At 66.8% G+C, this 13,515-nt stretch carries 18 protein-coding genes; 4 read left to right on the top strand and 14 right to left on the bottom strand.

Features of this window, described 5'->3' with window-relative positions:
* Positions 1 to 259: 259 nt before the first annotated feature.
* Together ACP696_RS03810 and ACP696_RS03805 are read right to left on the bottom strand one after the other, a co-directional pair.
* Positions 260 to 832, bottom strand: a complete 573-nt coding sequence (locus ACP696_RS03810) for a hypothetical protein (RefSeq protein ID WP_426043474.1) — start codon at positions 830 to 832, stop codon at positions 260 to 262.
* Between the two features lie 158 nt (positions 833 to 990).
* On the bottom strand, positions 991 to 1,173 hold the full coding sequence (locus ACP696_RS03805) for a hypothetical protein (RefSeq protein ID WP_426013008.1): 183 nt from the start codon (positions 1,171 to 1,173) through the stop codon (positions 991 to 993).
* Positions 1,174 to 1,258: 85 nt separating this feature from the next.
* Here ACP696_RS03805 and ACP696_RS03800 point away from each other — a divergent pair, with 85 nt between their 5' ends.
* Complete coding sequence (locus tag ACP696_RS03800; RefSeq protein WP_426043473.1) at positions 1,259 to 2,044, top strand: DUF3883 domain-containing protein; 786 nt, start codon at positions 1,259 to 1,261, stop codon at positions 2,042 to 2,044.
* Positions 2,045 to 2,144: 100 nt separating this feature from the next.
* Here the strand turns inward: ACP696_RS03800 and ACP696_RS03795 are convergent, their stop codons facing one another.
* Positions 2,145 to 2,768 carry a glutathione S-transferase family protein gene (locus ACP696_RS03795; RefSeq protein ID WP_426043472.1) on the bottom strand — a complete coding sequence of 208 codons (624 nt, stop codon included), beginning with the start codon at positions 2,766 to 2,768 and terminating at the stop codon, positions 2,145 to 2,147.
* A gap of 64 nt (positions 2,769 to 2,832) precedes the next feature.
* Here ACP696_RS03795 and ACP696_RS03790 point away from each other — a divergent pair, with 64 nt between their 5' ends.
* Both ACP696_RS03790 and ACP696_RS03785 read left to right on the top strand, forming a co-directional pair.
* Positions 2,833 to 3,129, top strand: a complete 297-nt coding sequence (locus ACP696_RS03790) for a nucleotidyltransferase family protein (RefSeq protein WP_426013002.1) — start codon at positions 2,833 to 2,835, stop codon at positions 3,127 to 3,129.
* 157 nt (positions 3,130 to 3,286) lie between these two features.
* Complete coding sequence (locus tag ACP696_RS03785) at positions 3,287 to 3,433, top strand: DUF86 domain-containing protein (RefSeq protein ID WP_426013000.1); 147 nt, start codon at positions 3,287 to 3,289, stop codon at positions 3,431 to 3,433.
* Between the two features lie 15 nt (positions 3,434 to 3,448).
* On the opposite strand, the gene lepA is transcribed toward ACP696_RS03785, so the two are convergent.
* A complete protein-coding gene (lepA, locus tag ACP696_RS03780) occupies positions 3,449 to 5,257 on the bottom strand; it encodes a translation elongation factor 4 (protein ID WP_426012998.1) in 1,809 nt (602 codons plus the stop codon).
* Positions 5,258 to 5,531: 274 nt separating this feature from the next.
* Between lepA and ACP696_RS03775 the strand changes: the two genes are divergently transcribed.
* Positions 5,532 to 6,137, top strand: a complete 606-nt coding sequence (locus ACP696_RS03775; RefSeq protein WP_426012996.1) for a DUF1134 domain-containing protein — start codon at positions 5,532 to 5,534, stop codon at positions 6,135 to 6,137.
* 113 nt (positions 6,138 to 6,250) lie between these two features.
* On the opposite strand, the gene ACP696_RS03770 is transcribed toward ACP696_RS03775, so the two are convergent.
* The 10 genes from ACP696_RS03770 to rpmI all read right to left on the bottom strand — a co-directional run bounded on the left by ACP696_RS03770 (position 6,251) and on the right by rpmI (position 13,443).
* Positions 6,251 to 7,024: a transglutaminase-like domain-containing protein gene (locus tag ACP696_RS03770; protein WP_426012993.1), complete on the bottom strand. Its 774-nt coding sequence runs from the start codon at positions 7,022 to 7,024 to the stop codon at positions 6,251 to 6,253.
* Positions 7,025 to 7,122: 98 nt separating this feature from the next.
* Entirely contained in the window at positions 7,123 to 7,716 is a 594-nt protein-coding gene (gene msrA, locus ACP696_RS03765) for a peptide-methionine (S)-S-oxide reductase MsrA (protein ID WP_426013267.1), read from the bottom strand.
* Between the two features lie 62 nt (positions 7,717 to 7,778).
* Entirely contained in the window at positions 7,779 to 8,045 is a 267-nt protein-coding gene (locus tag ACP696_RS03760; RefSeq protein WP_426012992.1) for a hypothetical protein, read from the bottom strand.
* Positions 8,030 to 8,326, bottom strand: a complete 297-nt coding sequence (locus ACP696_RS03755) for a hypothetical protein (protein WP_426012989.1) — start codon at positions 8,324 to 8,326, stop codon at positions 8,030 to 8,032. Before ACP696_RS03755 ends, ACP696_RS03760 begins: the two co-directional genes overlap by 16 nt.
* Positions 8,327 to 8,438: 112 nt before the next feature.
* Positions 8,439 to 8,564: a hypothetical protein gene (locus ACP696_RS03750; protein WP_426043471.1), complete on the bottom strand. Its 126-nt coding sequence runs from the start codon at positions 8,562 to 8,564 to the stop codon at positions 8,439 to 8,441.
* 176 nt (positions 8,565 to 8,740) lie between these two features.
* On the bottom strand, positions 8,741 to 11,215 hold the full coding sequence (pheT, locus tag ACP696_RS03745; protein WP_426012987.1) for a phenylalanine--tRNA ligase subunit beta: 2,475 nt from the start codon (positions 11,213 to 11,215) through the stop codon (positions 8,741 to 8,743).
* Positions 11,216 to 11,219: 4 nt separating this feature from the next.
* Positions 11,220 to 11,597, bottom strand: coding sequence for a hypothetical protein (locus tag ACP696_RS03740; RefSeq protein WP_426012986.1), 378 nt, complete (start codon positions 11,595 to 11,597; stop codon positions 11,220 to 11,222).
* Positions 11,597 to 12,685: a phenylalanine--tRNA ligase subunit alpha gene (gene pheS / locus ACP696_RS03735; RefSeq protein ID WP_426031918.1), complete on the bottom strand. Its 1,089-nt coding sequence runs from the start codon at positions 12,683 to 12,685 to the stop codon at positions 11,597 to 11,599. Before pheS ends, ACP696_RS03740 begins: the two co-directional genes overlap by 1 nt.
* Positions 12,686 to 12,867: 182 nt before the next feature.
* On the bottom strand, positions 12,868 to 13,227 hold the full coding sequence (rplT, locus tag ACP696_RS03730; RefSeq protein WP_426012983.1) for a 50S ribosomal protein L20: 360 nt from the start codon (positions 13,225 to 13,227) through the stop codon (positions 12,868 to 12,870).
* 15 nt (positions 13,228 to 13,242) lie between these two features.
* Positions 13,243 to 13,443, bottom strand: coding sequence for a 50S ribosomal protein L35 (gene rpmI, locus ACP696_RS03725; protein ID WP_012285249.1), 201 nt, complete (start codon positions 13,441 to 13,443; stop codon positions 13,243 to 13,245).
* Positions 13,444 to 13,515: the final 72 nt, after the last annotated feature.

Genomic DNA, 13,515 nt, shown 5'->3' with positions numbered 1-13,515 from the left:
TTAACCGGCAGGCTTTTCGCCCACGTCCATCGGGAAATTCGGCGACCGCGATCAGGGTTTTACCCTATGGATGAACGGCGCGCGCTGTTGCAACCTGAGCGGGCTTGCAGATGCCGGGTGGCCTCCCCCGATTCCCCCCGGCATGTCGGTCCGCCCAATTCCGAGGGGGTATGACCAGATCGCAGGCTGAGAGCCGGTCGGGGTGTCCCGACGCATAAATCCGGCCGGCTCTCCACCGCTTGCAAACCGCCTCAGACGATCACGGCGCGGCATTAGCCTGACGCGGCGCTTCCTCGACAGGCATGTCGAGATCGCCGAGGCCGGCGGTCTTGACCGCCTCACGCAGCTTGGTGATGGGCTCACCGGCCAGGGTCGAGAACGAGAGCTCGCTCTCGACGGCCCGGTTCTCGGCAAGGTTGGCGAAGGCGGTGGGCGAGGCTGGATCCTTGTTCAGCGACACCGCATAGGTCTTGCCTGGCAAGGTTCGGCACAGCAGGACGAAGGTCTTGGTGTCGTTCAGCAGGCGCGGGGTCTTCAGGCACTCCAGCGCGTCGCCGCTGGCCGAGGGAGCATAGGCAAAGTCGCGCGGGATCATCGGCTGGTCAAACACCACCTTCAACACCAACACGCCGGGCGCGATCGCCTGGCCTGCGGCGGGCCAGGTGCCCACGACCCTTGGCTTGGCCGTCGGCGGCATCACCAACACCGGCGACACCGAGGTCGGCTCCTCGCGCGGCCGGGGCGTTGAAGGCTTGGGTGGGGACACTGCGGATTGCGCCAAGGCGGGGCCGGAGGCGAGGCACAGGGTCAGGGCGAGGGTCAAGGCGCGCATATATTGTATCGTGCCGCTAAAGCGCGGCCTTCTCAAGGCCGAGGAAGCGTCTGGCGAGGCGCTAGCGCGCCTTTAGTTCAGATTGAATCGGCAGCCAAATATTCCGTCTCCCCGGCGAAGGGGAACTGGAGCGAAGCATCTGTGTAGCCAGACACGCGCTAGCGCGTCAGCCAGGGCTTGCTCTTGTTGCTCGAATTAGCCGCCGCCGCCTGCTCGCGCTGGAACTTCCCGCCGCGCGGCGGTTTCGGCTTGGCGGCCAGGGCGGCCTTCTTCAGGCGCAGGGCGCGCTGGATCGGGGTCTCGCCGGGAACTTCGGGGGAATCTTCAGGCTGGTCGGTCATGATCGCTTTCTAGCATGAGCCGCGACCGACCGCGATGTCGCTGGCGCCGACTCTCGGCCTGAGGCATCGTCGCGGCGTGGGCGACGTGGCGATTAACGGAAAGACCTGGAACGAGGCCGAGCACGACCTGGTGGTCGGCGACTATTTTGTCATGCTCGACAAGGTGATGACCGGCCGCGCCCTTGATCCGGCCACCCACCAGCGGGCTCTGCGCTTCGTGACCAACCGCTCGGGCGGGGCGATCACCTTCCTGCAGGGCGAGATCTCGGCGATCCTGACGCTCGTCGGTCTGCCGACCCTCAAGGACCATCCGCCGCGCTGGGACTTCGGCGACGTCCTGGTCGATGCGATAGACCGACATCTGACCGCCAAGCCCGCCGCCCTGAAGGACCTGGCCCAGCCGCCGGCCCTGTTGGGTCGCGCCGCCGCGCCCGTTCTGGCCGAAGGCGCGCCGGCCCAGGCCGTGCCGGTCCGTCCCAGCGAGCGGACGCGCGCCCTCATCGCCCGCTTCGACCCCGCCGACCGCGACGGCGACGCCCGCATCCTGAGCCGCATCGGCGTCGCAGCCGCCTTGGCCTATGAGCAGACCCGCCTAACCGCGCGCGGTCGGCCCGACCTCGCCGACCAGGTCCGCCTGGCCCTGCCCCCGGACGATGAGGGCTGCGACCTCGTCAGCTTCAGCCGCACCGGCGCCCCGCGCCGCATCGCCGTCAAAACCACCACGGGAGGCGCGGCGACGCCCTTTCGGCTGAACCAGGGCGAGGAAGCGTTGAGCCGCGAGCAGCCCGAAGCGTTCCAGGTCTACCGGCTGTACGACGTGGCGCGGGAGGCCAGGGTGTTTCGTGTGCGCGGCGCGCGCGGCGCCGTCTAGAGCATTTCCCGACCTGACTGTGTCAGGCCGTGAGCTCTGATCTTTTGTTTTGAAGCATTTTTCTTCACGCGAACCGGAACCACTTCGCTCGAAAAATGCCTTAGGGCACGTCGTTTCGCGCCCAAGGCCCGAACGCCGGACGCTGCTTCAGCCGCGCGTAATAGGCTTCGACCGCCGGCAGTTCCGCGCGGTCCATCGGCGTTGCCACCCAACGGTGCACTGACACGCCCATCACCACGTCGGCCACGCTGAAATCGTGTCCGGCGACGTGGGCGCCGGTGATCCGCAGTTGTTGTTCGAGGATGGTCATGACCCCATTCCAGGCCTGGACGCTGGCGGCGATCTGCGCCGCGTCGTCATAGCCCGGCGTAGGACGGCCCAGGGCCAGGAAGGCGTAGCCCCAGGTCGGGTTGAGCTCGGTGGCCTGCCAGTCCATCCACTGCTCGACCACGGCGCGCGGCCGAACCACGGCGGGCAGCAGGTGGCCGCCGCCATAGCGGGCGGCGAGATACCGGCAGATGGTGTTGCTCTCGTAGAGCGCGCCCTGCTCGTCGATAAGCACCGGCACCAGGCCGTTGAGGTTCAGCGCCAGGAATTCCGGGTTCTGGGTCGAAGCGAACCCCTTGCCCCAGTCCTCGCGCTCATAGGCCAAGCCAAGCTCGTCGCAGGTCCACAGCACCTTGCGGACATTGAGGGACGAGGTGCGGCCGAGGATTTTCAGCATGTGTTCTCCAACGATGAAGCCGCGTGAATCGCCATTCAAACGCACTTCACCTATGCTGGCTTTGATGACCCGCGACGCCGTTATCGCCGTTCTGCGCACCGCCGAGGCGGCTTTGCGCGCCATGGGCGTTTCCCGAGCGGCTCTATTCGGATCGACCGCTCGAGGTGAGGCGCGACCGGACAGTGATCTGGACATCCTGGTCGAATTGGACCCAGCAGCGAAGATCGATCTGCACGACTATGTCGGAATCCAGCATTTTTTGGCCGACCTGTTTGTCGAGCCCGTTGATGTGGTCAAACGCGAGAGCTTGAAGGCGCATGTGCGCCCATCCGCCGAGCGCGATGCGATCTATGCCTTCTGAACGAGACGTTCAGGCCTGGACCGATATTCTGGAAAACGCGCGTCTGGCGCTCGCTTTCACCATCGGTCTCGACGAAGCCGCCTTGGCCCATGATACCAAAAGCTTCTACGCGGCGACCCGCTGCCTTGATGTGACCGAGCGCTAACGCTTCGCCGACTTGCCATGGCGGGAGATCATGGGCTCGGGCAATGTCTACCGGCATGACTATGACGACGTATCGCCGGCCTTAGTCTGGGCCACCGTCACCTACCGCCTTCCACAGCTGATCGCTGCCGCGGAGGGCGCGTTAAACGGTCAGGGGTAGCCAGCTTGGCCTGGATCAATCCCCGTCCATCTTCAACGCCGCGATGAACGCTTCCTGCGGGATTTCGACCTTGCCGAACTGGCGCATGCGCTTCTTGCCGGCTTTTTGCTTGTCGAGCAGCTTGCGTTTGCGCGAGGCGTCGCCGCCGTAGCACTTGGCGGTGACGTCCTTACGCAGGGCGCGGACGGTTTCGCGGGCGATGATCTTGCCGCCGATCGCCGCCTGGATGGGGATGACGAACATGTGCTGCGGGATGAGCTCCTTCATCTTCTCGCACATGCCCCGGCCCCGGCTCTCGGCGCGGTCGCGGTGGACCAGCATCGACAGGGCGTCGACCGGCTCGGCATTGACCAGGATCGACATTTTGACCAGGTCGCCGGGCTTGTAATCCTCGACCTGATAGTCGAACGAGGCATAGCCCTTGGAGATCGATTTCAGGCGGTCATAGAAGTCGAACACCACCTCGTTGAGCGGCAGCTCATAGACCAGCATGGCGCGGTTACCGACATAGCTCAGCTCGCGCTGCACGCCGCGACGGTCCTGGCACAGCTTGATGACGCCGCCGAGATATTCGTCCGGGGTGAAGATCGTCGCCTTGATCCACGGTTCGAGAATGCTCTCGATGTGCATGGGGTCGGGCATGTCGGCGGGGTTGTGGAGCTCGATCTCCGTGCCGTCGCGCATCTGGATCTTGTAGACCACCGACGGGGCGGTCGCGATCAGGTCGAGGTCGAACTCGCGCGAGAGGCGCTCCTGGATGATTTCCAGGTGCAGCAGACCCAGGAACCCGCAGCGGAAACCAAAGCCCAGGGCGGCGCTGCTTTCCATCTCGTAGGTGAAACTGCCGTCATTGAGGCGCAGGCGGCCAACGGCGGCGCGCAGGGCCTCGAAGTCAGCGGCGTCGACCGGGAACAGGCCGCAGAACACCACCGGTTGCACGTCCTTGAAGCCGGGCAGGGCCTTGTCGGTGGGCTTCTTCTCGTCGGTGATGGTGTCGCCGACGGCGGCGTCGGCCACTTCTTTAATTTGGGCGGTGATGAAGCCGATCTCCCCGGGGCCGAGGCTCTCGACGGGGGTATTTTTGGGCTTGAAGACCCCGACCCGGTCGATCAGGTGGGTGGAGCCGTGCTGCATCATCTTGATCTTCTGGCCGGCGCGCAGGCGGCCGTCGATCACCCGGACCAGCACCACGACGCCCAGATAGGCGTCGTACCAGGCGTCGACCAACAGGGCCTTCAGCGGCGCGTTCTCGTCGCCCTTGGGCGGCGGCAGGCGGGTGACGATGGCTTCGAGCACGTCATGGATGCCGACGCCTGACTTGGCGCTGGCCAGCACCGCGTCGCTGGCGTCCAGGCCGATCAGGTCCTCGATCTGGGCGCGCACCCGCTCGGGCTCGGCGGCCGGCAGGTCGATCTTGTTGAGGACCGGGACGATCTCGTGATTGTTGTCGATGGCCGAATAGACATTGGCCAGGGTCTGGGCCTCCACGCCCTGCGAGGCGTCCACGACCAGAATCGAGCCTTCGCAGGCGGCCAGTGAACGTGAGACCTCATAGGCGAAGTCGACGTGGCCGGGGGTGTCCATCAAATTGAGGATGTAGGTCTGGCCATCGTCAGCCTTGTACTCCAGGCGCACGGTCTGGGCCTTGATGGTGATCCCGCGCTCCTTCTCGATGTCCATGTTGTCGAGGACCTGGGCGGTCATTTCACGCGCCGTGAGGCCGCCGGTCTCCTGGATCAGGCGGTCGGACAGGGTGCTCTTGCCGTGGTCGATGTGGGCCACGATGGAGAAGTTGCGGATCAGGTTCAGAGGCGTCGAAGTCATGGGCGTGCGTCTAGCATATTTGCGGGCGTTCGCGAGCGTAGTTCCTCCCCCTGTGGGGGAGGTGGCCCGTAGCGCCGGAGGGGGAGCGGGGGGCGGGGCGCCATCGTGGGGCTGCCTGTCGGCCGATCACTCCCCCCTCCGTCGGCTGCGCCGACACCTCCCCCCATGGGGGGGGGAACGGTGGCATGGTTAACCGTGCCTTAAGCTCCCGGCCGCAAACCGGACATGAAGGCTTGGCACTCTGAAGCCTGTCGGACATCACGAGAGCACCCCCATGGACCGCCGCAAGCTGATCCTTTCCGGTATGGCCACCGCCGGCCTCGGGGGCTGCGCCAGCACGTCCCAGCCGCGTGACCCGTACAACGCCAAGGCTCCGGCCTATGACACCGGCGCGGCCGCCACCTATTCGGCCGACGAGATCATCCGCAACGGTTCGGACTTCCTGGGCGTGGCCGCCGAGACGGTCGGCGCAGCGGTCGAGCGGGTGTTCCGCGACAATGGCCAGCCCACCGGCTACATCGCCGGCGAGGAGGGCTCGGGCGCCATCGGCCTGGGCCTGCGCTACGGCCGGGGTCTGCTCTACATGAAGGGCCGGCCGACCCAGGAAGTGTTCTGGCAGGGCCCCTCGGTGGGCTGGGACTGGGGCGGCAACGTCAGCCGAGCCTTCACCCTGTGCTATAATCTGCAATATCCGGACGCCATCTTCCGCCGCTTCCCGGGCGTCGAGGGCACGGCCTATCTGATCGGCGGCCTCGGCGTGAACTACCAGCGCGCCGACACCATCACCCTGGCCCCGATCCGCGCTGGCCTCGGCCTGCGCCTGGGGGCCAATGTGGGTTATCTGGCCTACAGCCGGCAGCGGAATCTCATCCCGTTCTAGAGTTTTCAGGTCCTCCCCCTGCCCACAGGGGCTGAAAGCGGCGCCGCCAGTTCATGGCTAGTTTCCCCTTCGGCGCCCAGGGTCGAGGCGTCCAGTCGAACATTTTAGCGGCTTCAGGCCAGTGTCACCGTCACGCTCTGCGCCACCATATTGGCCCGGCCGAAGATCGTCAGGAACGCGACGTCCGCCGCGTCGCGGCCGTAGGCGATGCGGACCAGGCCGTCGATCGGCGCCAAGCCCGTGGGATCCAGCAGCCGCCAGCGGTCGCCGACGAACACCTCGGCCACGGCGTGGAAGTCGGGCGGGTGCAGGCCCAGGGCATAGACGCTGGCGACTCGGGCCGGAATATCGCTGGCTCGGCACAGGGTGACGGCCAGGTGGGCGTAGTCGCGGCAGACGCCGGCGCGCTGGACATAGGTTTCCAGCGCCGTGGTCCGGGAGTCACTGCAGGGGATGTATTCCAGGTGGGCGGCGATCCAATCCATGATCGCGCTGACCCGTTCGCCGCCGCGCAAGCTGCCAAACTTCTGGCGGGCGATGGTCTCGAAGGTGTCGGACGGGCAATAGCGGCTGCCGCGCAGGAAGGGCAGGGTGTCTACCGGCAGTTCGGCGATGGGGTGCTGGTCCGAACCTGTCAGTTCCATCTCGCGCGGATCGATCTCGACCTCGGCGGTGTAGACCATGGACAGATGGCCCTGGTGGGTGAAGGCCACACGACGCTCGCCCGTCGTCGGGTCGTCGCGGCGGGTGACGACCAAGGGCGGGTCAAAGGTCAGGGTCTCGCCGATCACGCGCTGATCGGCGGCGACGGCGGCCTCGATCTGCAGCAGCGATTCAGAGCGTTCCGGGAACTCGTAGTCCAGCTGCGCCTCGATCTTTACGCGCATCGTCAAACTCTCCCGGGGTGAACCATGCCAACGGCTTGCCCGGGTGAAGGTTCAGACGGGCGTCCGGGCTTAGACGCGCTGTGGGTCGAAGAGTCCAGCTAGCCGCCCCACACCTGCTTCAAGCGCAGATCACGGCCGCAGCCGGTGCGATACAGGTGATATTGGACCGCGTGGTTCTTGGCGTAGTCGCGGTGATAGGCCTCGGCTGGCCAGAAGGTCTTGGCGTCGAGGATCTGGGCCTTCATCCCGCCGGACTTCAAGCGCACGGCGGCCTCGGCGCGGGATTTTTCGGCGATCGGGCGCTGGGCGGGGGTGACGAAGACGGCGGGCTTGTAGGACGGGCCGCGGTCGCAGAACTGGCCGCCGTCATCGGTGGGGTCGACCAGTTTCCAATACTTGTAGAGCAGGAAACCGTAGTCGAGCTTGACGGGGTCATAGGTGACGCGCACCGACTCGTAATGCCCGCTACGTTCGCTTGTGACGTCTTCGTAGGTGGGCTTGGCGACGTGGCCGCCGGTATAGCCGGACTCCACCTTCAGCACGCCGGGAATGCCGCGCATGTCGTTCTCCATGCACCAGAAGCAGCCGCCGGCGAACACGGCGGTCTGGGTCTGGGTCGCGGGCTTGGGCGCGGCGGCGAGGGCGGCGCTCGGCATCAGCAGGACGGTGAGCAGGACGAGCAGGCGGCGGATCATCGGGTGGCTCCAGGGTGCGTACCGATAGATACGGACGAGACCGCCGAAAGGTTACATCCCTATCGCCAGCCGAACCCGACGCTGCGCACCGAAGGCGCGGCGGCCAGGCGCGCGGCCAGGACCTGGGCGCGGTCGTCGCCCTGGTCGTCGATCTCCATGCGGATGGAAAGGCCCGCGCCGTCCGGCTGGGCGGTCAGGGAGCGCAGGCGGGTTTGCTGCACATTGGCCACGCCCAACACCCGCATCAGGGCGTCGGGCGTGTCGTCGGCGATCACCAAGAACAGACGGCGTTTGTCTTCTTCCGGTTGACTCACGGCCGCACCCACTGATGTTCGACGCTGGCCGAGGTGACGCCGGGCCAGGCGGCCAGGTCGCGGGCCAGCAGGCGGGCGGCCTGGTCGCTGAGATGGCGCACCCGTAAGGAGCCTTCGACGATCTGGCCGACCGGCTTCATCGACAGACCGCACAGCTCGGCGCCGCTGTCGGCCAGGCCCTGGCGGACCGCGTCCAGGGCGGAGTTCGCATCCTGGGCGGCTAGCAGCAGCTGGTGGATGGTGACGCCTTGGTGGTCGGAGTTGAAGGCGGGTGGGGAAGGCAGGTAGCTCATGGGTTCAAGGTCCTTGGATTTGAGAGGAGGACCGACGAGCGCACAGCAAAAACCCCGCTCCTTTCGGAAGCGGGGCTTTGCGGATCTTGCGATCTTCGGCGGTGTTGCGGGTCTAGTCCGCGCGCCTGTGCTGCCCCGTCCGAATCCGAACGGTTTTAATCTTGGCCTGCATCATAATGGCGCGCGTACGCGAGACCGCGAGCCCGGCGGTCAGGCCGGTCGCGATCAGAACGGTCATGGCCAGCTGCGCGTGCATCTTGGCGAACGGACTCCGTGTGCGGCTTTACAGGTAGCGCGGGGTTGGGCGCTGCGCAAGGGGCGGCCGTTGCGGCGCGGCGTTTGGTCCAGACTGCGCAAGAAATATGCGACGGCGCCAACTTGTAAGTCCTCCCCCTGTGGGGGAGGACCTATGTCCTACGACCTCAACGTCCCGCCCACCTTCTCCACCGCCGCCACGATCTTGCCCGACAGCGCCTCGATCTCAGCCTCCGTCAGGGTCTTGTCTCGCGGCTGCACCACCACCTCGAGCGCCACCGACTTGAAACCCTCCGGCACGCCGGGGCCCTGATAGACGTCGAACACGCGCACCGCCGTGATCAGCGCCTTGTCGGCGCCGGCCGCAGCCCTCACCAGGTCGCCCGCCGCCTTGGCCTTGTCGGTCACGAAGGCGAAGTCGCGGGTCAGGGGCATCAGCGCCGAGGGGCTGAAGGCGGCGCGCGCCTTGAGGGCTCTCTTCTTGGGCTCGGGGACGGCCTCCAAGGTAATCTCGAAACCATAGACCGGGCCGGCCACATCCAGGGCCTTCAGCACCGCCGGGTGAAGTTCGCCAAACTCGGCCAGCACCGCCTTGGGGCCCAGTTGCAGGCGCGCCGAGCGGCCCGGATGCCACCAGGACGAGGCCAAGCCCTGTGCGGTCTGCAAGGACGCGACCGGCGCGCCGATCTCCTCCAGCAGGGCCATCAGATCGGCCTTGACCGAGAACAGGTCCTCGGCCGGCGTCTTGGCCCAGCCGCGCGGGGCGCGGGGAACCAGAATGGCGGCGATGGGGGTCTTCTGGTCCTGCGGGCGATCGCCGAGGAACACCGGGCCGATCTCGAACAGGGCGATGTCCGAAAAGCCCTTGCGGGCGGTGCGGCCGGCCGCCTCGATCAGGTTGGGCAGCAAGGAGGGGCGCATGCAATCCAGGTCGGCGGCGATCGGATTGGCCAGCACCAGCTGCGCCGCGCCGCCGCCGAACAGCGCCGCCGTCTTGCGGCTGGTGAAGCTGAAGGTCAGGGCCTCGGCATAGCCGGCGGCGGCCAGGGCGCGGCGGGCCACGCGGACGCGGGCCTGCTGGGCGGTCAGCACGCCGCCGACGGCGCGGGGAACCTCGGGCAGGGGCGTGGAGGGCAATTCGCCATAGCCGGCGATGCGGGCCACTTCTTCCACCAGGTCGGCCTTGCCGTCCACGTCGCGGCGGAAGGTCGGCGGGGTGACGCAGACCAGGCTCTCGGCGTTCATGGCGAATGCGGTGGTCGAGACGTCGCTGGGGGGGGCGATGGCGAAGCCCAGGTCAGTCAGAATCTTCAGGCTGCGCTCAGGCGTGATGGCCAGGCCCGACAGCTGCTCGACATAGGCCGGGTCGAAGAGAATCGGGCCTGGCGCTTCGGGCGCTTGACCGGCCACCACGACCTCCGAGGCCTCGCCGCCGCACAGCTCGAGGATCATCCGGGTCGCCAGCTCCAGGCCAGGCACGACCGAGCCGGTGTCGACCGTGCGGGCGAAGCGGTACTGGGCGTCGCTGTTGATGCCGGTGGCGCGGCCGGTCTGCGCGATACGGATCGGCTCGAACCAGGCGCTTTCCACGAAGACCTCGGTGGTGGCGTCCGAACAGCCGGTGCTCATCCCGCCCATGACGCCGCCCAAACCGATCGGGCGATTGCCGGCGGCGTCGGCGATGACGCTCATCTCGGGCGTGATGTCATAGGTCTTGCCGTCCAGGGCGATCAACTGCTCGTCCTGGTGCTCGGCCGGCGAGGGCTGGTCGCCGGGGGTGACCTGCGCCTTGCCGCGTCCCAGGCGCGCCTCGATGACGTTGCCGACCAGCAGCTTGGCGTCATAGACGTGCAGCGGCCGGGCGCGGTCATAGGTGATCAGGTTGGTGATATCGACCAGGGTGTTGATCGGGCGCAGGCCGATGGCCTTCAGCCGGTCGGCCAGCCACCCAGGACTTGGACCGTTGCGGATCCCCCTGATCAGCCGGCCGCTGAAAACCGGGCAGGCGTCGCCATCGACCTTGATGCTGATCGGGCAGGGGAAGGTCCCCGGCACGGGGGCGATCGACAGGTCCTTCAGCGTGCCCACGCCAGCCGCCGCGAGGTCGCGGGCGATGCCGGCCACGCCCAGCCAGTCGGGGCGGTTGGGGGTGACCTCGAAGTCGATGACGGCTTCCAGGCCGAGCGCCTGGCTCGCGGGCGTGCCGACGGCGAGATCATCGGACAGTTCCAGTATGCCCTCGGCGCCGTCGTCGGCCTCCAGCTCGGAGCCCGAGCACAGCATGCCGTTCGAGACGACGCCGCGCACCGGCTTCTCGACCAGGGTGACGCCCAGGCCCGGCACATAGGCGCCGATCGGGGCATAGATGGTGGTCAGGCCAGCCCGGGCGTTGGGCGCGCCGCAGACGATCTCCTTGCGGCCGTCAACGGTGTCGACCTGGCAGACGCGCAGGCGGTCGGCGTTGGGGTGCTGGACCGCTTCCACGATCTTGGCGACCGTGAAGGCCGCCAGCTTGGTCGCCGGATCGGTGACGTGCTCGACCTCGAGGCCGGCCATGGTCATGGCGGCGACGACGGTGGTGGCGGACGCCTCGGTGTCGAGGTGATCCTTGAGCCAGGAGAGGGTGAATTTCATGGGTCTACCGGTTCTTCAGGTACGTGCGGGTCGCGCTCAGGATCTCGTCGGCGCAGACAGGCAGGGTGGCTTCGGTGCAGGTCGCCTCGCCGACGAGCGGCGCGGCGCCAGCGCGGGAAATCGAATAGGGCGCGGTGGCATGGAGCGTGCCGCCATCTTGGCGCCAGGCGAGGTGGTTGGTGATCTCCACCTTCACAAGGCCTTCGCCGGACTGCGCCAGGCTAAAGTCCTTCGCGGCGCCAAACGCCTTTTCCAGGGCGTCGAAGTTGCGATTGGTCAGGCCGTCGTCGCCGACCTTCCACAACGCGACCGGCGTCGCGGCAAGGGCGGGCGAGGCGGCGAGAACCGTCAGAGCCAGGCTGGCGACGCCGAGCGCGCGCATCAGCTAAGCCCGCTAGCCGCGTTCGGCGCGGCGAAGGCGCTGAAGCCGTAGTGGGCCAGCCAGCGGCCGTCGGACGACCACATGTCGCGCAGGTCGGGCATGCCGTATTTCAGCATGGCCAGCCGGTCGACGCCCATGCCGAAGGCGAAGCCCTGGTACTCGTCGGGATCGATCCCACAGGCCCGCAACACGTTGGGATGGACCATGCCGCAGCCCAGGATCTCGAGCCAGCTCGTGCCCTGGCCGATCTTGATCTCGCCGCCCCTCTCCCCGGGTTTTGGGCGGTCGCACTGCACATCCATCTCGGCCGAGGGCTCGGTGAACGGGAAGTGGTGAGGGCGAAACTGGGTGGTCACGGCGCCCGTCTCGAAGAACCGGGCCAGGAAGGTCTCCAGGGTCCACTTCAGGTGCCCCATGTGGATGCCCTTGTCGATCACCAGGCCCTCGACCTGGTGGAAGACCGGGGTATGGGTGGCGTCGTTGTCGACCCGATAGGTGCGGCCGGGCGCGATGATGCGGATCGGCGGTGTCTGCGACACCATGGTCCGCACCTGTACGGGGCTGGTGTGGGTGCGCAGCAACAGCTTCTCGCCGTCTTCCTTCTCGTTGAAGAAGAAGGTGTCGTGCATTTCCCGCGCCGGATGCTTGGGCGGGAAGTTCAGGGCCGTGAAGTTGTGGAAGTCATCCTCGATATCGGGACCTTCGGCCACGGCGAAGCCCATCTCGGCGAAGATGGCGATCATCTCGTCCAGGGTCTGCATGGTGGGGTGAACGCTGCCCTTGCGGCGATAGGGGGCGGGCAGGGTGAGGTCCAGGGTCTCGCTGGCCAGGCGCGCGTCGAGGGCGGCGGTTTCCAGCGCGGCCTTCCTGTCGCTCAGCGCCGTCTGCACGCGGTCGCGCAGCACGTTGATCGCCGCGCCGCGTTCCTTGCGCTCGTCGGGGCTCATGGCCCCCAGGGTCTTGAGCAGGCCCGAGATCGAGCCGGTCTTGCCCAGGGCGGACACGCGCACGGCGTCCAGGGCGGCGAGGTCGCCAGCGGCGGCGACTTGCGCCAGCACGTCGGCTTCGAGAGGTGTGAGATCGGTCATGACGGGGTTCCGTCTAGGCGGTTTCGGGGGCTGTTGGAACTAGCGACTGACGTCATTTCCCTCCTCCTGGGGGGGGAGGGGCAGGGGAAGAGCGTTCCGCCGAGGCCCAGACGGCAAAAAGCCCCCCGGCTCACACCGGAGGGCTTTTCCAGATCGCGATCGGGCGGACCCGAAAACAGACCTTAGGCGGCCAGGGCGGTGCGGACCTTGTCGGCAATGGCCTTGAACGCAGCCGGGTCTTGACCTGCGATATCCGAGAGGACCTTGCGGTCGATCACGATACCCGCCACGTCCAGGCCGTGGATAAATTGCGAGTAGGTAAAGCCCTCGACGCGGGCGCCGGCGTTGATGCGTTGGATCCACAGCGAACGGAAGGCGCGCTTGCGCACCTTGCGGTCGCGATAGGCGTACTGCCCGGCCTTGTCGACGGCCTGCTTGGCGATACGGATGGTGTTCTTGCGACGGCCGTAGAAACCCTTGGCCTGTTCAAGAACCTTCTTGTGCTTGGCGTGGGCGGTGACGCCCCGTTTGACGCGAGCCATATCTCAGCGCTCCTCTTAAAGGCCGTAGGGCATGTACGAACGGATGGTCTTGGTGTCCGAAGCACTCATGACCTTCGTTCCGCGGTTTTGGCGGATGTACTTGCCGTTGTGGCCGATCAGACGGTGACGCTTGCCGGCGACGCCGGCTTTCAGCAGGCCCGTGGCCGTGATCTTGAAGCGCTTCTTGGCGCCCGACTTGGTCTTCAACTTAGGCATTTCGCGTCGGAGCGTTTAACCGCCCCGTCCTCTAGAGAAGCATGACGAACCGCCATGGCATGCCATTAGCCA

This window comes from Caulobacter sp. DWR3-1-2 (assembly GCF_049896225.1).
Classification (GTDB): Bacteria; Pseudomonadota; Alphaproteobacteria; order Caulobacterales; family Caulobacteraceae; genus Caulobacter.
Note: the sequence above shows the minus strand (reverse complement) of the source record. Positions and strands in the feature narration are given on the sequence as shown.